We start from the raw sequence: 21,685 nt of genomic DNA, 5'->3' as shown, positions 1-21,685 counted from the left end.
GTCTGACATAAACGAGCGCTGTGAGCACTGCAATATGATCATTACACCGACCAGACAGATTGTTCTGGATACTGAAACTACCGGTATGAATAAGCTTGGCGTTCATTATGAAGGCCATCGGATTATTGAAATCGGTGCTGTTGAAGTTATCAACCGCCGCCTGACTGGCAGAAATTTCCATGTGTATGTGAAGCCCGATCGTTTGGTTGATCCAGAAGCGTACGGGGTCCATGGTATCAGTGATGAGTTTTTGGCTGACAAGCCAACATTTGCTGATATTACGCCGGAGTTTTTAGACTTCATCCGTGGTGCTGAATTAGTCATCCATAATGCTGCGTTTGATATCGGCTTTATGGATTACGAGTTCCGGATGTTGCAGCAAGATATTCCGAAAACGGAGACCTTCTGTACAATCACTGATAGCCTGTTGATGGCTCGCCGCTTATTCCCCGGTAAGCGTAATAACCTTGATGCCCTGTGTGATCGCTATCAGATAGATAATACCAAACGGACCATGCACGGCGCATTACTTGATGCCGAGATTCTAGCTGAAGTTTATTTAGCGATGACCGGCGGGCAAACATCGCTTACTTTCTCCATGGAAGGCGAAGTGTCACAGAATAACGCGTCTGAAGATATCCAACGCATTACCCGCCCAGCGTCGGCATTGAAAATTATCTATGCTACTGAGGATGAGTTGGCTAATCATGAATCCCGTTTGGATTTTGTTATGAAAAAGGGCGGTAGTTGCCTGTGGCGGATGCCGCTTGAGGTAGAAGAAGAGACAAAAGCAGAATAAAACCACATTCAGGTGAAAAACTGTGCAACCGACTTATTTTACTGGAAAAAGTGTTGACGTTACTCCGTTCTAACCGTAACATTCATCTCGTTCTTAACCGGAACAACAGCGTGGTGCGGTAGTTCAGTCGGTTAGAATACCGGCCTGTCACGCCGGGGGTCGCGGGTTCGAGTCCCGTCCGCACCGCCAAAATTTAGAAGCCCTGAGTTAAGTAATAATTCAGGGCTTTGTCGTTTCCGCGTAACTCAATCTTTGCCTATCTCAGGGCGTATAAACAGTGCCGCATTGTTCGGCAATTGGTCGTTGCGCGCAATAAAGCGATAGATACTCCCCCCCAGAAACGCACCAATAAACCAACTGAAGCTGGAGATCTGCTGTAGGTTGGGGATGAAAATGATCATCAAGCCAATGGCGACTGCGGGTAGTAGCGCCATAACCGCTTTCGGATTAAAACCTCCACGATACCAATAACGTCCTGATGGCGAAGCATTAAACAGATCATCTACATATAATTGGCCGCGTTTAATCAGATAGAAATCAGCGATTAAAATACCAAATAGCGGCCCCATAAAGGCACCCAGTACGTCCAGGGTGTAGTGGATAATGATTGGTGACTGGAACAGGTTCCATGGGGTAAGCAAAACAGAACCTATCGCCGCTATCATCCCACCAGTACGGAAGTTGATTCTTTGTGGTGAACAGTTAGAGAAATCAAAGGCGGGTGAAACAAAGTTTGCAACGATATTAATCCCGATAGTAGCGATAATCATGGTCAGTAGACCCAGAGCGATAGCCACGCCATTGCCGACGCGGGTGACGGTCTCGATAGGGTCGGTAATCATTTCTCCGAACAGCGATTGTGAGCCGGAGACAATTACCACGGTGACGATGGAGAATAGGAGAAAGTTAAAAGGTAGCCCCCATCGGTTGCCTCGGCGGACTTCTCGCATACTTTTGCCATAGCGGGAGAAATCACCAAAGTTCAGTAGCGGCCCAGCGAAATAAGAGACGACCAGCGCGGTCGCCGTTAGCATTTGCCAGACCTGTTCTGATGGGCTTAAGATTTTACTGGCGAGGGTGAATGAAATGTTACTCCAGCCGGTTTGATAGACAATCCATAATGCCAATGACAGCATCACGACATAGACTGCCGGCCCGGCAAAATCAATAAAGCGCTTAATCGCATTCATCCCATGCCAGAACACCATCGCCTGTAGCACCCACATAACAGAGAAGCAGATCCAGCCTAGGGTGGATAACCCCAGCCATTGGCTCTGTGTCAGGGGCATCAGGCTGGGGAAGAATTTCAGTATCACGAGCATAAAAGCATTACCTGCCAGATAGGTTTGAATGCCATACCAGGCAACGGCGATCAGCCCGCGGATAACGGCTGGGATATTTGCCCCAAATACCCCGAAAGACTGTCGACAGATAACGGCATAGGGTACGCCTGCCATCTGGCTTGGTTTAGCCACCAGATTAGCGCAAATTTGCACAATGCAGATACCGACTAATAAAGATAACAACACCTGCCAACTGGATAGTCCGAGAGCAAAGAAGCTGGCGGCGACCACATACCCCCCCATGCTGTGCACATCTGTCATCCAAAATGAGAAGATATTGTACCAACCCCAGTTCTGCTTACGAGTTGGGGCTAGATCTTCGTTAGCGAGTTTGGGGCTGTAGTTGGGGTTAATGCCGCTAGCCGAGATTTTTTCATTATTTGGCATAAAGCGTGTTCCTTCCAAAGGCAACATTCAGATGATGTGAGACAAAGTTTGTTGAACCTCACGTGAGAAATATTTACAGAGTTGGGGCTAGAGATATTTGCAGAACTAAGGCCAAAAATTATTGTTCAGCTATACGCAGTTGTTCAGCTACACGTAAATGAATTTGTACGTACAATTAACATACAATTTGTATACATAATTTATACAGTATATGTGTTTTTTATATACAATTAGCGAGCGGGCCGGAAGGCAGCAAATGTGATGATGTGGGATGAGTGATGATGTGGGATAGGCATACAATCGCTTATCTTATTAATAATAAATATATTTATAACGCGTTGGTTGCGGCTCCAGAAGAGGCTGGGATGTTTCGCTGTTTCAACGAGTCAGTGGATATACATAATGGAGTATGCCAATGCATGAGACTGAACTTAATCATGATTATCCACGGGACTTGGCCGGTTACGGTGGCCAACCCCCAGAGGCCAACTGGCCGGGGCAGGCACGTATTGCGGTGCAATTTGTCCTGAATATTGAAGAAGGTGCGGAAAATAGCGTCCTGCATGGCGATGCGGGATCTGAACAATTTCTTTCCGATATTATCGGTGCAGACAGTTATCCCGATCGGCATATGTCGATGGAGTCACTTTACGAATATGGAACTCGTGCTGGCTTCTGGCGTATTAATCAGGAGTTTGTCTCTCGGGGGCTACCTATGACGGTCTTTGGTGTCGCTATGGCATTGGAGCGTAATCCATTGATTGTCGAGGCGATTAAGCATGCGGGTTATGATGTGGTTTGCCATGGCTGGCGTTGGCTCCATTATCAACGCGTCGATGAGCAAACCGAACGTGAGCATATGCAACGGGCCATCGAGATATTACATAATTTATTCGGCCAATCCCCCGCAGGCTGGTATACCGGGCGTGATAGCCCAAATACCCGGCGGTTGGTGGTGGAGAATGGTCACCTTTTGTATGACAGCGATTATTATGGCGATGATTTGCCCTTTTGGTCGCAAGTAAGGGGCGTTGATGGCAGTACCACCCCACATCTGGTCGTGCCTTATACGTTGGATGCCAATGATATGCGTTTTGCCTCAGCACAGGGATTCAACTCCAGTGAGCAGTTTTATACCTATTTAAAAGACAGCTTCGATGTGTTGTACGCAGAGGGGGAGACCGTGCCTAAAATGATGTCAGTGGGGATGCATTGCCGGTTATTAGGGCGCCCTGGACGTTTCCGGGCTTTGCAGCGCTTTTTGGATTATATCCAGCAACACGAAAGGGTGTGGGTCTGTCGGCGTCAAGAGATTGCGGAGCATTGGGTTAAGCACCACCCGTTTGAAGGAATCAATGGTCGGTAGGGATAAAAAAACAGACACCCGAAAGTATCTGTTTTCTATCTATTTACTGTGCTGTTTGGGAATTAGCCGCTTCAGCCGCTGTTTTTACCCAACCATCAAAAGTCGCCTGATGAGCTTTGATCCAGCCATTTACATGACGTTCAATATCGGCATCTGAGGATTCACCACTGTGCATCCGCATATTTTGAGCATTCACATCATTAATTGATAATTTCATGATAGAGAACAGCTTGGCGGCTGCCGGATTGGCTTCAGCCCATTTTTTGTTCGCCACAATATGCATTACGCTGGGTGGGAAACCATAGTTCGCGCCATTAGAAAGTTGGGTATCGATAGTTTTATCTGGCAAGGAAGAGAATGGGACTTGTAGCCACACCACATCACGACCTGGCACCAATACGTCACTGACCCAATAGGGGGTCCAGGTGTAATACAGGATGGGGTTGCCTTCTTTGTAACGGGTAATGGTATCGGCGATCATGGCGGCATAGTTACCCTGATTATGGGTCACCGTATCGCTCAGGCCGTAAGCGTTGATCTGATGATTGATCGGGGCCTCACAACCCCAACCGGGGTTACAGCCAGTGAGATCGGCTTTGCCATCATTATTAGCATCAAACAATTTGGCTATTTTTGGATCTTTTAACTGTGCAATATTGGTGATGTTGTATTGGTCGGCCGTTTTTTTATCGATCAGATAACCCTGTGCCAAGCCTTCAATATAGTTACCCTGCCGGTAAAATTTAGCATCGCCACCGGCCGCATTATATTGATCGTTATGCAGTGGCACCCAATTTACCGCCAGATAGGTTGCATCACCTGCAGCAATGGAAGAGTAGGCGACATTGTAATCGACTTCTTTCGTGGGTTGGACATCGTAACCGAGTTTTTCCAACGCTTTATTAACCAGTGAGGTCTGGAATGTCTCTTCCGAAATGGTGCTTTGCAGAGGCTGGACGGTGATCCCTTTGCCCGGAAGTTCTGCTGCGGATAACTGAGAGCTGATCAGTGTCGTGAGGGCTAAGGCCCAGATTCCTGTCGTGCGCATCGTTTTTCCCTTTTTTAAGCTATTAAATTTTAGCGTAATTAATTGAAATTATTTGCTGTTACGGAAGGGGTTGGTGAGCAGCCCCACAGGGCCTGTGGTATACCAGCGACCAGTGCCTTTGCTGCGGCGATCACGGCCTAATGATTGGGTCAGGCGATCTAGAATAATGGCGAGGATCACAATACCAACGCCGCCAACGGCTGCTAGCCCCATATCTAGACGGCCAATACCGCGCAGAACCATCTGGCCTAAACCACCCACTGCAATCATTGAAGCGATAACTACCATGGACAGTGCCAGCATCAAGGTTTGGTTCACCCCAGCCATAATGGTTGGCATCGCCAGCGGTAACTGTACTTTGAACAGTAACTGACGTGGACTGGCGCCAAAGGACTCAGCGGCCTCAATCAGGTCTTCCGGCACTTGTTTGATGCCGAGAATTGTCAGACGGACAATAGGGGGCAGGGCAAAAATAATCGTCACCACGACACCGGGGACATTACCGATACCGAACAGCATGACGATGGGCACCAGATAGACAAACGCGGGTGTGGTCTGCATTGCATCCAGTAAGGGCCGAATAATCCGGGCGGCATTATTGCTGCGCGCTAGCCATATTCCGAGGGGTAGCCCAATCAGAATACAGAAGAACAGGGAGGTCAGAACCAGTGCTAAGGTCACCATGGCCTGCGACCATGCGCCGATAGCTCCTATGGCAATCAGTGATATTAGGGTTGCCGCGCCCATACTGAGCGTGGAAAACTGCCAGGCGATCAGGGCGAAAACTAAAATCGCCACAGGTGCAGGCATCCCCAGTAACAGTGTTTGAAAGCCGCTGAGGATAAAATCAACCGGTACGCGGATCCCCTGAAACAGTGGCCGAAAATGCAGAACGACCCAATCAATACCTTGGGTAACCCACAAATCCAGTGGGATCCACGTATTCTGGAACGGATCCATCAGGCTGAAATGTTCGGGTGCTGGGGTAGGCGCGCTGTTCAACCAATCGGTATTTTGTGCGGCCTGAGACGCCGCCTCATGCGTTGCAGACCCTGCGCTATTGCTACCCTCGGCCATGCTTGCTCCCCATGGGTCAGCAGCGGCTGACAGGCTCTGAGGTGCACTATCGGTAACCGTGGGTGCCACTGATGTCGCCGTATCAGTTGCCCACGGATTACTGACTGTTTGTTCGTTCACCTGAATTTGATCACTCATTTGGCGTCTCCTTATCTAAGGCCTGCAATAGCATGGCTTTTGAAATAATACCGATATAGCTACTGTCTTCACCGATTACCGGGACCGCACACGGAGCCTGTGCAACCAATGAAATCAGCTCACTGAGGGGCATATCAGCAGGAACCGGTGCGGGTTCAGCCAGCAAAGCGCTATCCAACGGTTGATGTTCTGCCAATGCTTTCTTCAGTGATTCTATCGATACTACGCCAATGAATTTTTGACCGCGTTCCAGCACATAGCCGTAATCACGGTTTTCATCCTGAAGCAGTTTTAACGCTGAACGCGGGCCGAAACCCGGTGTTTTACGGATTAATGAAGCTGGACGGCGGCGTGCGATATCTTTGGCACTGAAGACATGAGTAATATCGACACCACGGAAGAAGGTACGCACATAATCATTGGCTGGATTATTGAGGATCTCATCCGGTGTCCCCACTTGCACAACTTCACCACCTTGCATAATGGCAATACGATCGCCAATACGCATAGCTTCATCCAGGTCATGGGAAATAAAAACAATGGTTCGCTGATGCTTGGCTTGTAACTTGACCAGCTCATCTTGCATTTCGGTACGTATTAAGGGGTCAAGGGCTGAAAAGGCCTCATCCATTAATAGGATATCCGGATTATTGGCCATGGCTCTGGCTAAGCCAACACGCTGGCGCATCCCACCGGAAAGTTCGTCGGGATAGGAATTGGCATAGCTATCCAAACTGACCTGACGCAATGCTTCTAATGCTTTTTCATTGCGTTCCAGCAATGGGATGCCCGCTAATTCCATGCCGAATGCGGTATTATCTAATACATTTAAATGCGGCATTAATGCAAAGGATTGAAATACCATACTGATCTTATTACGGCGAACGGTGCGCAGGGCACTGTCAGATATTTTGGCAATATCTTCACCATCTATCAGTACTTCACCACGAGTAGGTTCTATCAGACGATTGAGAAGGCGTACCAGTGTGGATTTACCGGAACCGGATAACCCCATGATGACGAATATCTCGCCTTCTTCAATGGCCAGATTGGCATCTTTGACACCAACGGATAACCCGGTTTTGGCAAATATCTGCTCTTTATTTTTACCTGATTCAAGCAGCTTAAAAGCCCGTTCCGGATGTTCACCAAATACTTTATATAAGTTCTTTACTTCGAGTTTAATTGCCATGCAATAGGTATATCCCTCTGTTAGTTTTAAATTTTTGTTTATTCGATCAATGTTATCCTGATGAAAATATAGAACGCTATATACCCTAACACAGTGAGAATCTGAGACAACCCTCAATTTTCTTATATGCGGTTTTTATTCCCCCCCATTTTCAATATATGGCTTTTAGATGGGTATATATATCTATGTTAATAATGTGTTTTTCAGAGCCTATTAATCGTTGAATATTGGCGCAAAGAATTAAGGGTAATTAGGCTGTGGGTAGGTTAATTGTCATGCATATATTTCACCATAAGGTGACTGATTATATCCTTCTACTATGAGTTCATGTTTTGCATGATATCTGCGCGATATTACCTCATTCGATACATCCGCTATACGGCCTCGTTGTATTAGGCGAATCCCCCTTGTGCTCTGGTCTGAACGCCAATAAACAGATAACAATATGCAAAGTCAGTACAGAATATGCTGCATTAAGCAGGCTATAGCAAAGTAAGATGATGGATGGCAGTCATATGGCCGTAAATGCGTCGATTTACGGCGGTAAGCGATAAGGTATATTGAAGGGGAGGCGTGCCAACTGCCTGTTGGGGCGGAACCCTCCCTTTTTTATCTGGCATCCCTTCTTTTTTATCAAAATAAAAATGAGGGCAACTGTGTAGGAAAGTCTTAAAAATCCCAATCTTCGTCTTCAGTGTTGACCGCTTTACCGATCACATAAGATGAGCCTGACCCGGAGAAAAAATCGTGGTTTTCATCTGCATTTGGCGATAACGCCGCCAGAATTGCAGGGCTGACCGCCGCCTGGCTGGTGGGAAATAGAGCCTCATAGCCTAAATTCATGAGTGCTTTATTGGCATTGTAGTGAAGAAATTTTTTCACATCCTCTGTCCAGCCAACGTGGTCATACAGATCTTCGGTATAACGCACTTCGTTTTCATAGAGGTCTTGCAATAGGTCGAAGGCGAAATTCTTTATTTCCTGACGGCGGGTACTCTCTACTTTTTCCAACCCCTTTTGAAACTTATAGCCGATATAATATCCATGGACAGCCTCGTCTCTAATAATAAGACGAATAAGATCTGCAGTGTTGGTTAATTTAGCTCTGCTGGACCAATACATGGGTAAATAAAAACCGGAATAGAATAAAAATGATTCCAAAAATACACTGGCAATCTTTTTCTTCAGCGGGTCGTCATTATGGTAATGCTGCAAAATAATATCAGCTTTCTTTTGTAGTGGCCCATTATCCTCACTCCAACGGTAGGCGTCGTCCACATCCGATGTCATACAAAGTGTAGAAAAAATAGAGCTATAAGAACGTGCATGCACGGCCTCCATAAAGCTGATATTTGAAAATATCGCCTCCTCATGGGGGGTAATCGCATCTTTAATTAGTGCGGGGGCACCCAGCGTATTCTGGATCGTATCCAATAGCGTCAGGCCGGTAAAAACACGGATAGTCAGTTGTTGTTCATGTGGCGTGAGTGTTGCCCACGACGGAATATCATTCGACAGCGGGACTTTTTCTGGCAGCCAGAAATTAGATGTCAGTCGGTTCCACACTTCCAGATCTTTATCGTCTTCAATTTTATTCCAGTTGATGGCGCTGATACGTGTTATTGGTTTTACTACGTTCATATCATTGTTTCCTTAATCGAACCGACCTGATTAATTCAGTGCTATCTATTACAGCAAACAGGAAAAGCATTGCATTACAGAGAACAGGAAACACAGCCCTCGACTTCGGTTCCCTCTAGTGCCATCTGACGTAGCCGGATGTAATAAATTGTCTTGATCCCTTTCTTCCAAGCGTAGATCTGTGCTTTGTTAATATCGCGGGTAGTGGCGGTATCACGGAAGAACAGCGTCAGAGAGAGACCTTGATCAACATGCTGGGTTGCTGCGGCATAGGTATCGATGATTTTTTCAGGCCCGATTTGGTAAGCATCTTGATAATATTCAAGGTTATCGTTGGTCATATAAGGTGCGGGATAATAAACACGACCTATTTTTCCTTCTTTACGGATCTCAATCGGAGAGACAATCGGGTGGATGCTTGATGTCGAATGATTGATATAGGAAATAGATCCAGTCGGTGGCACCGCCTGTAGGTTCTGATTATAAATACCGTGCTCCATGACGGATTGCCGTAGCGCGATCCAATCCTGTTGGTTTGGTATGACAATACCGGCGCCGGTAAACAGTGCCTGTACTCTTGCTGTTTTCGGTAGCCAGCTTTGCTCGATATATTTGGTGAAAAAAGTACCCGAAGCATAATCTGATTCATCGAAGCCTTTGAAATGGCTGGCCCGTTCTATTGCCAACTGGTTTGATGCCCGGATCGCGTGATACGCCACGGTATAAAAATAGATATTGGTAAAATCCAACGCCTCTTCCGAACCGTAAAAAAGATGCTCCCGCGCCAGATAACCGTGCAGGTTCATCTGCCCAAGGCCAATAGCATGTGATTCTTGATTGCCTTTTTCAATGGATGGCACCGAGCGAATATTGCTCATTTCAGATACGGCAGTCAGTCCACGAATGGCGATCTCAATGGATTTACCAAAGTCGGGTGAGTCCATAACCTGCGCGATATTCAGCGAGCCAAGGTTACAGGAAATATCTTTTCCGATATGACGATAGCTGAGGTCTTCATGGTATTCAGTGGGGGCGTTGACCTGTAAAATTTCCGAACACAGATTACTCATATTAATACGGCCTTTAATCGGATTGGCGCGATTAACCGTATCTTCAAACATCATATAGGGGTAGCCAGATTCAAACTGAATTTCAGCCAGTATTTGGAAGAAATCGCGGGCTTTAATTTTGCTTTTACGGATGCGTTTGTTATCCACCATTTCGCGGTATTTTTCGCTGATGCTAATTTCAGACATGGGCACGCCGTAAACCTGTTCAATGTCATAAGGTGAAAACAGGTACATTTCTTCATTATTCTTCGCCAGTTCAAAGGTGATATCCGGTATCACTACTCCCAACGATAAGGTTTTAATCCGTACTTTTTCATCGGCATTCTCCCGTTTGGTATCCAGAAAACGCAAAATATCTGGATGATGGGCATGGAGATAGACCGCCCCCGCCCCCTGACGGGCACCCAATTGATTGGCATAAGAGAAGGCGTCCTCCAACATTTTCATTATCGGGATAACACCAGAGGACTGATTTTCAATCCGTTTGATGGGGGCACCTACTTCACGGATGTTGCTGAGCAGGAACGCCACCCCTCCACCACGTTTAGATAATTGCAGCGCCGAGTTAATTGAACGGCCAATGGACTCCATATTGTCTTCTATACGCAACAGGAAGCAGGAGACCAATTCACCACGTTGCTTTTTACCGCAATTTAGGAAGGTTGGGGTAGCGGGTTGGAAGCGGCCAGAGATAATTTCTTCTACCAGTTCCCGTGCCAGCGTTTGGTTACCTGTAGCCAGTGTCAGTGCGACCATGCAAACGCGATCTTCGTAGCGTTCTAGATAACGTTTGCCATCAAAGGTTTTCAGGGTGTAGCTGGTGTAATATTTAAACGCCCCGAGGAAAGTGGGGAAGCGAAATTTTTTGCTATAGGCTTGCTGGAATAGACTTTTGATAAAGCTAAAATCGTATTGATCCAGAACCTCTTTTTCGTAATATCCCTCCTCAATCAGGTAATCAATTTTTTCCTGTAGATTATGGAAGAACACCGTGTTTTGATTAACGTGCTGCAAAAAATATTGCCGTGCGGCCAGCCGGTCTTTATCAAACTGGATACGCCCATCAGCATCATAAAGGTTCAGCATTGCATTCAGTGAGTGATAATCCAGCTCATTGTTGGATAAATCGATGACGTTCAGTTTTGTCGTTGCCAAAATTCAGTTACTCCCTTGCGAACGTTTGCCACATCTTCTGCTGTACCCAGGAGTTCAAAGCGATACAGGTAAGGAACCTGACACTTGTGAGAGATAATATCCCCCGCCAGACAGTAGGCGTCGCCAAAATTAGTGTTGCCCGCGGCAATAACACCGCGGATCAATGAACGGTTATGAACATCGTTCAGGAACCGAATGACCTGAATAGGCACCGCGCCAACCGGGCTGCCCCCCCCGTAGCTGGGTACCAGCAAAATATAGGGCTGCTCGACCCGTAGTTTTGCCCGCGCCCCGGCAATAGGGATCCGGATGGCGGGTAGTTGTAGTTTTTCGACAAAACGATGGGAGTTCTCCGAGCTGCTGGAGAAATAAACCAGCGGATTCATATCTTCGACCTCATCAGACACTGACCGCCTGAACCAGTGCATTAATCTTATCCGGGTGGAAGCCTGACCAATGCTCATCTCCTGCCACAATCACGGGAACTTGCTGATAACCCAACGATTTGACATGGTTTAGTGCCTGCTCATCTTCTGTTAAATCAATGACTTGATATGGGATGCCTTGTCTGTCGAATGCCCGGTAGGTGGCATTACACTGGACACAGTCAGGTTTGCTGTAAATAATAATACTCATGATTCGTATTTACCTTTTATGTTAAAGGAAAATCATACCCTTCAGGCTGCTATGGGGTACGTATGACGTACCACAGTGGCCTATGATTATCATCTGCGTATTCATTTCCGTAAGTGATGACAAAATACTATATGTAGTGATTATTTAATTCAACCACACCACATGTAGTTATTTGTGCCTATTTAACCCGCTATTCAGAGATAAGGCCGTCAGCACGGGGCTGACAGCAGAATTTGGGGACATTGAGTTGGGTGAAAATATTTTATTGCAGAACAAGGAAAGGGGAGCTTAGAGATGATATCGGTTATGAGTCGTGCCAATTTTTTACTAGATCAGAACATTTACTGGACTCGGCCATTACGACCAGGCTGTACATTTGGTTACTTAGCGAAACCAATGACTCACGGAAAGGCAAATCTTGTTCCTCTATGATTTATTCCAACGGCCCCATTGGGGGCTTAGCGAAACAAACTCTGAGGATTTGAAAATGAAAAAAGTATTAGCATTAATTGTTGCAGCCACCCTGGGTCTATCTTCAGTTGCTTTCGCTGCTGACACTACGGTAACGGCTACACCAGCCCCTGCCGCAACCAGTACGACAGCCACTCCTGCCGCTTCAGCTAAGACAACTCAACATCAAAAACATAAAGTGACGAAGAAAGCCGCAGAGCAGAAAGCGCAGGCTGCTAAGAAACACGAGAAAAAAGCATCAACTCAAAAAGCACAGGCAGCAAAAAAGCACCATAAGGCGGCTAAAAAACCAGTAGCGGCACCAGCAGCATAAGGTCGCCCCAGAGGTTGTATCATCAGGTTAATCCCAATCACCCACTTAATTGTGGGTTTTTTTTATAAGTTAATCATCATGATTAATCACTCTTAGTTCGAATTTATTTTCAGCGCAATAGTATGGTGGGGCGTTTTCAATACGCTGTTTTAACTGATATTTTTATCCTTTTCTGACTTTCCGTTTCTGCAATATTAAGCGCTTTCACTCACCTGAATCACTGACGTAAACCATTATTTGAGGTATAGTCAGTTAATTGCATACCCATTAATTTAAGCTAAGCATTGATTATTTAGTTTGGTATTTTATTAATATTACAATTATTAATTATAAAAAATAATTACACAAATATACGTTTCTTATTTTTTGTTACAAAAAAGAAAATTCCTAAATGGCTTAATGAAATGACAAATTTCTGTTTAATGTATTTTTTTAATGGGATAGTAAATTATAAGAATACTTAAAATTAGGACAATTTATGTATCTGAGACCTGATGAAGTCGCTAAAGTTTTGGAAAATGCGGGTTTTGAACGTGTATATACAGTTAATGAAGCTTACGGTTATCAAAAGGGAAGGCATTATGTTTATGTTAATCGTGAATCCTATATGGGCCGAACGGCATTAGTTATTCATCCATCTCAAAAAGATAAGAGCATCGGGTTGTCGATGCCTACAGCATTAATTAAAACCAGTAATAAATATATTGAATTTCCTCTCTATTTAGTTGGTGCTGTCGGTGAGTATTATGGTATTGCTCATGGTTTTAGTTCAAGAGAGCTGCTACTAAATTTCTTAGACCGGATGTTCGAATAGCGCCATGATAAGGCTGACGGCCTATCTGATGTAGCGAGAAAATCAGATAATAATGCAGCCACATCCACGATGCTAACGGGTAAGTAATCGAGCATCACTAATGAAGCAGGGTGTCAGGTTCCGGATTAAAATGCAGATTATAATGACGGCGAAATTGCGCCAATTCAAAGGCATCTAAATCCAGTTCGGCAAAATAAAACAAAGCGGCGTCGGTATGCTCTGCTGATAGAATAGGGGAGATATGTGCACGGATTAGGGTATTTCGCCACAGTTCTACATTTTCATCCGAAGGGTTTTTGATAAAAGTATGATAAATAAAAACTAAATAAGCTGCTTTTCTAACATCTTCTGCATAGCCATTGCTGGTGGAGCGAATAAACATTTGGGTTTGGCGTGGCCCCATTTCTTGCAACATCGATTCAATATAAATCGGCTTTATTTTCAGTAAGTTAGAAATTGTGTCTATGGCTTTTCGGGTGTCTGATGTCAATATACGATAGCCCACAATAAAAACCACGATCAAAACAGCAATAATTATCCACGTCATTTAAGGTTTCTTTACGCCATAGAAGATGAATTTAGCAATGTAAAATTATCGGGTTGTTAAATTACGATAAGTTGTTAACTTGTCATAAGTTATTAAATTGCCATAAATAGACAACATCAACAAAGTAATCACGTATTATCGCCACTGAAGTTATCAGTGTTTTTGTACTGGCTATTCAGGTGAAGATTAAACGCGGCAGCATCTTTCGCCAGAGCATCAAGGTGTGCCCCCAGAATTTTCATTTGCCTGACCAGCGAATGCTGTTCCGGTAATGTATTTGCCGTATTGAGTTTTCTTAGCAGCATCTCATTCTTCACCCGCAATGCACTTTCCCGGGCTTTTGATTGTTCCAGCTCATATTGCAACGCATTATAGCTTGATTGCCATGTTTTATGCTGTTTCTCAAAAGTTGACTGCAACTCACTCATTGCTTTGAGAAATTGTACTTCAAGCTCACGCATTGTCATTGCTTTTCCTTTATGGCGTCTTTCGATTTCCGGTGGCAGTATAACGAAATCTGAGCATAACCTCATCCATCAACTCTGTCTTGTCTTCCTGCTTGTGGGTTAACCGACGAATTATGGGTGAACCGATATTGTGGATCGACCGATCGTGGAGTCAGTCAATTGATGCATTATCGTCCGTTTGTCACCACGGATACACAATTTATTTCTTTGTCACCTATTCGCAGGTGTAATAATTAAGCCTTGCTATTAGTGTCTTATCATGCGTTAATAGCGTCATCGGTTTGTAGCACAGACCTATTTATGTAAGCCATTTAAAGTAAAGAGTTCCTAGTTAAAGCGATATTTTTTAGACATCACTTCTCCGACGAATTACCTTCTTTTGTGCCCCCATAAGTAACTCAAGCAGACCTCAATTGCCATGTAGTGGCACAAAATAATGAAGGAAATATATTTATGTCTAATAAAATGACTGGTTTAGTAAAATGGTTTGATGCTGGTAAAGGTTTCGGTTTTATTTCTCCTGCAGACGGCAGCAAAGATGTATTTGTACATTTCTCTGCAATCCAGGGTAATGACTACAAAACTCTTGATGAAGGCCAGAACGTTGAGTTCAGCATCGAGCAAGGCCAAAAAGGCCCTTCAGCTGTAAACGTTGTAGCACTGTAATTCACATTAATGTTGTTAACGTTTAGCTGTAAATAGATTTAGAAGCCTCGTCTTTTGACGGGGTTTTTTTTATTATTTTTTTGGGGCTATAAAACAAATTGTAACTCTTGTTATCTTCTATCTCCCTTCCTCTTGCTTGATGTTCTCGCCATGTTAACTATTCTTAAACTCATTTCATTAAATATGTTCACCTGAACCAACTCATTTATATCGGCTCATTTTCTTGGTTGTAATACCAATGAGTTTTTGCCTGATGCCTTTCGGTTGTTCAAAAACAGGCTGATTTAGGTGGGGATAATAATACTATTACCGTGGGTAATTCATTTAATAAACAAGCGTGAGAATAATAATCCAGCTAATCAATAGCCTGAGGCTTTTGTTTCTTCGTTACCAATAGGTAAGTATCTTAATCAGATGTCATATTGAACAGTATAAGAAAAATTTATTTGTCTTTTTTTGGGTTGTAGATCAATTTCATATTTATCTATTTTATTTTAGTCTGATTTTATTTTGATTTTTATCATATAATTCTTATCTTTATAGATTAACTGCTTCAATATTCCCTCGCTAAGGGTAAGAATTAGACTCTAATGCTGTTGTAGGTATGCATTACCCATATTTATGTTTAGTGCTACGCTTAATAACGCGTTGAGTCTGTGCCTGACAGACAATCACTTATATTCGCTGATTGAATTATCAAAGGAAGATTAATGTCTAGACGTCTATGGCTTCGAAACACCTTGGTTGCAACTGCGTTATTGAGCGTTTTTTCTGTCCCAGTCAGTGCCGCAACTCACACACTGCAATTGGCTATCGGTGATGAACCAACCGAAGGTTTCGACCCAATGTTAGGTTGGAGTCACGGTAGTTATCTATTACTTCACAGCCCGTTGCTGAAACAAAATGAAGATTTTAGTTGGGATAGCCTGTTGCTCAGCCAGTACCAGCCTAGTGATGATGGCAAAACTTGGTTGCTGACGCTTAAGCCTGACCTCAAGTTCTCCGACGGCTCTCCTCTCACCGCAAAAGATGTGGCTTTTACCTACAACAATGCCGCGGCCAGTGGCGGGAAAGTGGATATGGGGAACTTCCTCAGCGCTGAAGTTATCGATCCCCTTAATGTTCGCATCCACTTGAAAGCACCACAAAGTACATTTGTGAATGTGCTGGGTTCATTGGGCATTGTTTCAGCAGATAAATACGATGCAAAAACCTATGCACAGAACCCTATTGGCGCGGGTCCTTATCGTTTAGTGAGTTTCCAGCCGGGTCAGCAAATGATCGTGGAAGCTAACCCTTATTACGCAGGTAATAAGAACGATTTTGATAAATTGATTTTTGTTTTCCTCGATGAAGATAGTGCCTTCGCTGCCGCGCAAAGTGGGCAATTAGGTGTCGTACGTATCCCGCCCTCCATGGCGGTAGGCTCGGTTAATAACATGAAGTTATGGGTCCGGCCAAGCGTGGAAAACCGTGGCATTGTGTTCCCGACCACTCCTGCGGGTAAAAAAGACGCACATGGTTACCCCATTGGCAATGATGTGACCGCCGATGTTGCTATCCGTCGTGCCATTAACTACGCGATTAATCGCCAATTATTGGCCGATCAAATCATGGAAGGTCATGCTATTCCGGCCTACACCGGTGTGCAGGGCTTGCCATGGAATAACCCTGATTCAGCGATTAAAGATGGTGATATTGATAAAGCTAAACAGATATTGGAGCAAGCGGGCTGGCAGCTTAATAGCCAAGGTATCAGAGAAAAAAATGGCCTACCGGCTAAGATAACGCTTTGGTACACCAGCGGTGATACTACTCGTCGAGATCTGGCACAGGCGCTACGCTCGATGTTGAAACCTATCGGTATCGATGTGGATTTAAAATCCGGCAGTTGGGAAACGGTTGAGCGCAATATGCACGCCAATCCAACCTTATTTGGCTGGGGGAGTCTTGATCCTATGGAGCTGTATCATCATTACAGCAGTAATGCGGCTGGCATTGAATATTATAACCCCGGTTACTACAAGAATCCGATGGTCGATAAGCATCTGCAACAAGCGTTGGATGCACCTACCTGGCAACAAGCGGTACCCTTCTGGCAACAGGTGGATTGGGATGGGACGACCGGTGCTGGTATCCGTGGCGATGCTGCGTGGGCATGGTTGCTGAACATCCAGCATACCTATCTGGCCAATAACTGCGTTGATTTAGGTAAAGGAACACCGGAAATTCACGGTTCCTGGTCATTGCTCAATAGTATTGATAGCTGGAAATGGACCTGTCAGTAATGAAGGAGCTCTCGCTGTTTACTCTGCGCTTAATTTGCCTGCTGCTGGTCACCGCAGTAGGCACCTTTACGTTGCTGAGTTTTTCCCCTGTTGACCCTATACGCGCCTATATTGGTAGCGATTTACTGCATGTACCGCCAGAGCAATACCCACTGATTGCGGCTCGTTGGGGGCTGGATTTGCCTTTGTGGCAACGTTTTCTGCATTGGTTTACTCAAGTGCTACAAGGGGATTTTGGTTATTCGATGCTGTATAACGCGCCGGTTTCTCAGGTTATCGGTGAGCGTTTTGCCACCTCGTTTGCGTTATTGGTATCGGCATGGCTATTTTCGGGAATTGTCGGGTTGCTATTGGGATTGACCGCTGGGCGTTATCTCAACCGTTGGCCTGATCGCCTGATTTCAACGTTGTCCTATTTATTGGCGTCGTTGCCCACCTTTTGGATCGGTCTATTGTTGTTGTCGTTATTTGCGGTGAAGCTCAATTGGGCACCTATTTGCTGCGCATGGACGCCTGGGAGTCATGCCGAGACCGCCAGTTGGGGGGACAAGCTTCACCACCTGATTTTACCGATGCTAGCATTGGGGTTGCTGGGGGTTGGGAACATTGCACTGCATACCCGCGCCAGAGTGGCTGAAGTGATGAATAGCGAGTTTATTCGCTATGCACAGGCGCAGGGGGATAAAGGCTGGCCTTTGGTGAACTTTCATATTTTACGCCATGCCATTACGCCTGCTCTCTGCCTGCAATTCGCTTCAGTCGGCGAGTTACTGGGTGGTTCTTTATTGGCCGAAAAAGTGTTCGCCTACCCCGGTTTGGGGCAGGCGACTATTGATGCCGGGCTGCATGGTGACATTCCACTATTGATGGGAATAGTGATGTTCTGCGCCATATTGGTCTTTTGCGGTAATAGCATTGCGAATGCCTTGTTACACCGTCTAAACCGGGGGGCTGTGCGGCAATTATGACTTATAACCCGAATCGGGCTTTGTTCCGGCTGTTTGTCTCACTGGCCTTATTATCTATTTTGATCGTTTATGGTTGGCTAATTTATGGCGCTGAAGTTCCAATGGATTTAATGGCTCGCCGCCAACCACCTTCAACGACCTATTGGTTTGGTACTGACAGCTTGGGGCGCGATTTATGGCTGCGCTGTTTTCAGGGAATGACCACAAGCTTGCAAATTGGTCTGATTGCCGCATTTGCCAGTGGTCTGCTCGCCATGCTGACGGCCAGTTTATGCGCCGTTAATAAAACCCTCGATTATCTGATCCGTGGGTTGATTGACAGTATGTTGGCATTGCCTCATTTATTGCTGTTAGTCCTGATTTGTTTCACGCTAGGAGGTGGGAAACAAGGGGTTATCCTGGCGGTAGCATTAACCCACTGGCCTAAGCTGGCCTTGATTTTACGCGCCGAGATCTTACGTATTCGTGAGACAGATTATGTGATGCTGTCTCATCGGCTGGGTAACAGTAATTTCTACCGTTGGCGTCATCATCTGCTACCGTTATTACTACCACAGTGGATTGTTGGCACACTGTTGATGTTCCCCCATGCGGTGTTGCACAGTGCCGCACTCAGCTTTTTGGGCTTTGGGCTTGCGCCTCATGAGCCGTCGTTGGGGATATTACTGGCCGATGCTTTGCGTTATCTGAGCAGTGGGTCATGGTGGCTGGCATTTTTCCCCGGCTTGATTTTAGTGGGGTTGGTGCTGATATTTGATCAGTTCGCGCGATCACTACAACAACTTTGGGTGAGGATAGCCTGATGCTGAGATTTGACCAATTTGCCATTGATGTCGCTCATTATCGTTGGTTGGGCCGGAAAACCTGGCACCCTTTGTTAAGCCATATCTCTCTGGATGTGAATCCGGGGGAACTAGTGGCATTGGTCGGCGGTAGTGGAGAGGGCAAGAGCCTGTTACTCCAAAGTGTCTTGGGGTTATTGCCGGAGAATATGCGTTGCCATGGTGAGATTATCCTCGATGGTGAGGTACTGTGCGCCCGCGATAAAATTGAGCAGCGAGGTAAAACCTTATGCTATGTCCCCCAAGGCGTCAGCGCTCTGAACCCACTGATTAAAGTCGGTTCACAAATCACCCGAGCAGCGCAATTAAGTGGTGTAAAACTGCGTTTGGAAGATGTCGCAATGCAGTTGCAAACTTATAATCTTGCGCCGGGGCTGGTAAATGATTTCCCTCGTCAGCTCTCAGGCGGCATGGCGAAACGGGTGCTGACCAGCTGCGCGACCTTGACCCATGCCCGCTACATTCTGGCCGATGAAGTTACCTCATGGCTAGATGAAGACCATGCTTGCCAGTTACTGACGCACCTGCGTGCTTCCTGTCAGCAGGGGCGCGGTATTCTGTGGGTAACGCATGATTTAGCGTTGGCTGCACGTTTTGCCGATAAAATTGCGGTGTTACATAAAGGTGAGTTGCACGAAACACTGAGCGCTGACGAATTGAAGAATAGCGGTGGTAGCCCATGGTTGCAGTCACTATGGGCCGCATTGCCGGAACAGCAATTTGTCAGCAAGCCAATAGCGCTGGCTGAGGTGGCCGATTATGCTTAGTGTCGAGAATCTGACCATCGTTCAAAGCGGAAAGCGGCTATGGGAGTCTGTATCTTTCACTTTGGCACCAGGGGAACGATTAGGTATCTCAGCACCTAGTGGTTTTGGTAAAACGACGCTGGGCCGGGTATTGGCACAATGGCAGTCGGCAACTGCGGGTCATATCCTGTTAGAGGGGAAGCCGTTAGCTAAAAAAGGATATTGTCCGGTCCAACTGGTCCCTCAGCATCCAGAACAAAGCTTTAATCCTTATCGCACCACCGGTGAGAGCCTACATGATGCCTGGCGGCCCGATGACGATTGGTTGGTGCGGATGGCGGTTAACCCTGATTGGCTGCAACGCAGGCCGGATGAATTGTCTGGCGGTGAATTGGCACGTATCGCTTTGTTACGAGCGCTGGATCCACGGACGCGTTATTTGATTGCGGATGAGGTTACCGCACAATTAGATGCACGTATTCAGGCTCAAATTTGGCAAGTTTTATTGGAAGAAGCTGAACACCGTCGGTTAGGGCTCATTGTTTTTAGCCATAATAAGGCACTATTAGAAAAAGTATGTTCACGTATTTGGATCCCTGAAAGAGAAAATAAAACTACAATCTATCCAACGCCATTGGTTAAACCCCATTTGGGGCTGGCAATGGTAAAAACAGGTTAATGGTAAAACAGGGTGATGCTAAAAATAGGTTAATTCTAAAAAGAACAGTTGGTCATATTAAATATCACCTCTGGAATAATAACTGATAGTGATGATTATGGAGGTGTTTTAATAACTATTATTTTCATGAAAATTAAAACATTGATTGAGATCATATTTCCCATTAATAATTATAATTACAGCGTTGATCGAGAGTTCGTTATTGTGGGAGATAAGTTTACACATTGGGATGTGCGATTTTTAATTTGTTTTTTGTAATTTATTTGCTATTTGTAGACTTGACGTTAATTATAGTTTTAGTATGGGATATACATTTTCCGATTACCGATTATGAGGTTAAGTTTCTCAGGTTATCTCTTGTCATTGGCAGTGTTACCCATGATTTTTGATGCTTACTTTTAATGTAAAATATACTTTTAATGGTGTTGATGATAAATATGACTTTATGTTGAATTGTTTTTAATATATTGATTTTAGGGTATTTTTATTGTTATCTTGACTGGCTTTATACTTTTAACTATAAAGTTATAAAATAATAGTGAAATTTTCAAGTTTTAGCCTATATTCTTTATAGGTGAAATATCTATAGCAACGAATTTATTTTTAGCGTCTTTTGTTACAAAAGAGATAGTGTGGGATCTAACTCATGATAATGATTTATTGACTATGTAAAGTAAATCCGTAATGGATCCTGGCATTAATATTTCAGTATAGACAAATGCAGTAAACGTATTGCCCTTTAGTAAAAAAATATTTCTGAACACTATTTTTATGTTGAATTAGCTCACTGAGCACGGTAAAAATACTTGGCAAATAAATTGTAATACAAATAAAGCGTTCGGTAATTTAGCAGGATTTTAGCTTGATGACAGTCAGCAGATTGATGGAAGTTTAAATGTAAGGTTAGCGTTAAAGATAAGGTTTTAAACGAATATACAGGAGGATGTGCTTAATTCTGAAATATTCTAACGAGTGGGTATAAATAACCTATTCTTTATCTTCTATATACCTTCTTCATTGACGTTGCAGCGG

General features: G+C 44.9%; 20 protein-coding genes and 1 tRNA gene. 11 read left to right on the top strand and 10 right to left on the bottom strand.

Annotated elements, in window-relative coordinates:
* Positions 1-34: 34 nt before the first annotated feature.
* Both dnaQ and AC971_RS04330 read left to right on the top strand, forming a co-directional pair.
* The gene (dnaQ, locus tag AC971_RS04335; protein ID WP_025380966.1) at positions 35-799 is read left to right on the top strand and encodes a DNA polymerase III subunit epsilon; all 765 of its coding nucleotides are present in this window, start codon (positions 35-37) and stop codon (positions 797-799) included.
* A gap of 112 nt (positions 800-911) precedes the next feature.
* Positions 912-988: transfer RNA gene (locus AC971_RS04330), tRNA-Asp, on the top strand.
* A gap of 56 nt (positions 989-1,044) precedes the next feature.
* Here the strand turns inward: AC971_RS04330 and AC971_RS04325 are convergent.
* Positions 1,045-2,529: an NCS1 family nucleobase:cation symporter-1 gene (locus AC971_RS04325; RefSeq protein ID WP_025380965.1), complete on the bottom strand. Its 1,485-nt coding sequence runs from the start codon at positions 2,527-2,529 to the stop codon at positions 1,045-1,047.
* A gap of 415 nt (positions 2,530-2,944) precedes the next feature.
* On the opposite strand from AC971_RS04325, the gene puuE reads away from it, so the two are divergent.
* Entirely contained in the window at positions 2,945-3,895 is a 951-nt protein-coding gene (puuE, locus tag AC971_RS04320; protein ID WP_025380964.1) for an allantoinase PuuE, read from the top strand.
* Between the two features lie 43 nt (positions 3,896-3,938).
* Here puuE and proX read toward each other — a convergent pair whose 3' ends face one another.
* The 7 genes from proX to AC971_RS04285 form a co-directional block, all read right to left on the bottom strand.
* Positions 3,939-4,943: a glycine betaine/L-proline ABC transporter substrate-binding protein ProX gene (proX, locus tag AC971_RS04315; protein WP_025380963.1), complete on the bottom strand. Its 1,005-nt coding sequence runs from the start codon at positions 4,941-4,943 to the stop codon at positions 3,939-3,941.
* Positions 4,944-4,991: 48 nt separating this feature from the next.
* A complete protein-coding gene (gene proW, locus AC971_RS04310; protein ID WP_025380962.1) occupies positions 4,992-6,158 on the bottom strand; it encodes a glycine betaine/L-proline ABC transporter permease ProW in 1,167 nt (388 codons plus the stop codon).
* On the bottom strand, positions 6,151-7,350 hold the full coding sequence (gene proV / locus AC971_RS04305) for a glycine betaine/L-proline ABC transporter ATP-binding protein ProV (protein WP_002212210.1): 1,200 nt from the start codon (positions 7,348-7,350) through the stop codon (positions 6,151-6,153). The genes proW and proV overlap by 8 nt, the downstream gene beginning before the upstream one ends.
* A gap of 669 nt (positions 7,351-8,019) precedes the next feature.
* On the bottom strand, positions 8,020-8,991 hold the full coding sequence (gene nrdF, locus AC971_RS04300; RefSeq protein WP_025380961.1) for a class 1b ribonucleoside-diphosphate reductase subunit beta: 972 nt from the start codon (positions 8,989-8,991) through the stop codon (positions 8,020-8,022).
* 74 nt (positions 8,992-9,065) lie between these two features.
* Positions 9,066-11,216: a class 1b ribonucleoside-diphosphate reductase subunit alpha gene (nrdE, locus tag AC971_RS04295; RefSeq protein ID WP_025380960.1), complete on the bottom strand. Its 2,151-nt coding sequence runs from the start codon at positions 11,214-11,216 to the stop codon at positions 9,066-9,068.
* Positions 11,198-11,602: a class Ib ribonucleoside-diphosphate reductase assembly flavoprotein NrdI gene (nrdI, locus tag AC971_RS04290; protein ID WP_038402323.1), complete on the bottom strand. Its 405-nt coding sequence runs from the start codon at positions 11,600-11,602 to the stop codon at positions 11,198-11,200. Before nrdI ends, nrdE begins: the two co-directional genes overlap by 19 nt.
* A 13-nt stretch (positions 11,603-11,615) precedes the next feature.
* Positions 11,616-11,852 carry a redoxin NrdH gene (locus tag AC971_RS04285; protein ID WP_025380958.1) on the bottom strand — a complete coding sequence of 79 codons (237 nt, stop codon included), beginning with the start codon at positions 11,850-11,852 and terminating at the stop codon, positions 11,616-11,618.
* Positions 11,853-12,339: 487 nt separating this feature from the next.
* On the opposite strand from AC971_RS04285, the gene asr reads away from it, so the two are divergent.
* Together asr and AC971_RS04275 are read left to right on the top strand one after the other, a co-directional pair.
* Complete coding sequence (gene asr, locus AC971_RS04280) at positions 12,340-12,636, top strand: acid resistance repetitive basic protein Asr (protein WP_025380957.1); 297 nt, start codon at positions 12,340-12,342, stop codon at positions 12,634-12,636.
* Positions 12,637-13,114: 478 nt separating this feature from the next.
* Positions 13,115-13,450, top strand: a complete 336-nt coding sequence (locus tag AC971_RS04275; protein WP_025380956.1) for a DUF2002 family protein — start codon at positions 13,115-13,117, stop codon at positions 13,448-13,450.
* A 97-nt stretch (positions 13,451-13,547) separates the two neighbouring features.
* On the opposite strand, the gene AC971_RS04270 is transcribed toward AC971_RS04275, so the two are convergent.
* Together AC971_RS04270 and AC971_RS04265 are read right to left on the bottom strand one after the other, a co-directional pair.
* Positions 13,548-13,997 carry a DUF1198 domain-containing protein gene (locus tag AC971_RS04270; RefSeq protein ID WP_025380955.1) on the bottom strand — a complete coding sequence of 150 codons (450 nt, stop codon included), beginning with the start codon at positions 13,995-13,997 and terminating at the stop codon, positions 13,548-13,550.
* A 128-nt stretch (positions 13,998-14,125) separates the two neighbouring features.
* Complete coding sequence (locus AC971_RS04265; protein ID WP_025380954.1) at positions 14,126-14,464, bottom strand: MbeD/MobD family mobilization/exclusion family protein; 339 nt, start codon at positions 14,462-14,464, stop codon at positions 14,126-14,128.
* Positions 14,465-14,917: 453 nt separating this feature from the next.
* Here AC971_RS04265 and cspE point away from each other — a divergent pair, with 453 nt between their 5' ends.
* The 6 genes from cspE (at position 14,918) to AC971_RS04235 (ending at position 20,653) form a co-directional block, all read left to right on the top strand.
* A complete protein-coding gene (gene cspE, locus AC971_RS04260; RefSeq protein ID WP_002212220.1) occupies positions 14,918-15,130 on the top strand; it encodes a transcription antiterminator/RNA stability regulator CspE in 213 nt (70 codons plus the stop codon).
* Between the two features lie 710 nt (positions 15,131-15,840).
* Positions 15,841-17,418, top strand: coding sequence for an ABC transporter substrate-binding protein (locus AC971_RS04255; RefSeq protein ID WP_025380953.1), 1,578 nt, complete (start codon positions 15,841-15,843; stop codon positions 17,416-17,418).
* The gene (locus AC971_RS04250; protein ID WP_025380952.1) at positions 17,418-18,386 is read left to right on the top strand and encodes an ABC transporter permease; all 969 of its coding nucleotides are present in this window, start codon (positions 17,418-17,420) and stop codon (positions 18,384-18,386) included. Before AC971_RS04255 ends, AC971_RS04250 begins: the two co-directional genes overlap by 1 nt.
* Positions 18,383-19,189, top strand: a complete 807-nt coding sequence (locus AC971_RS04245) for an ABC transporter permease (protein WP_025380951.1) — start codon at positions 18,383-18,385, stop codon at positions 19,187-19,189. The genes AC971_RS04250 and AC971_RS04245 overlap by 4 nt, the downstream gene beginning before the upstream one ends.
* Positions 19,189-19,995 carry an ATP-binding cassette domain-containing protein gene (locus tag AC971_RS04240; protein ID WP_025380950.1) on the top strand — a complete coding sequence of 269 codons (807 nt, stop codon included), beginning with the start codon at positions 19,189-19,191 and terminating at the stop codon, positions 19,993-19,995. Before AC971_RS04245 ends, AC971_RS04240 begins: the two co-directional genes overlap by 1 nt.
* Positions 19,988-20,653: an ATP-binding cassette domain-containing protein gene (locus tag AC971_RS04235; RefSeq protein ID WP_025380949.1), complete on the top strand. Its 666-nt coding sequence runs from the start codon at positions 19,988-19,990 to the stop codon at positions 20,651-20,653. The genes AC971_RS04240 and AC971_RS04235 overlap by 8 nt, the downstream gene beginning before the upstream one ends.
* Positions 20,654-21,685 lie beyond the last annotated feature (1,032 nt).

Origin of the sequence: Yersinia similis, from assembly GCF_001053095.1 — a bacterium.
Lineage (GTDB): Bacteria > Pseudomonadota > Gammaproteobacteria > Enterobacterales > Enterobacteriaceae > Yersinia > Yersinia similis.
This window is presented reverse-complemented; position numbering and strand designations above follow the sequence as displayed.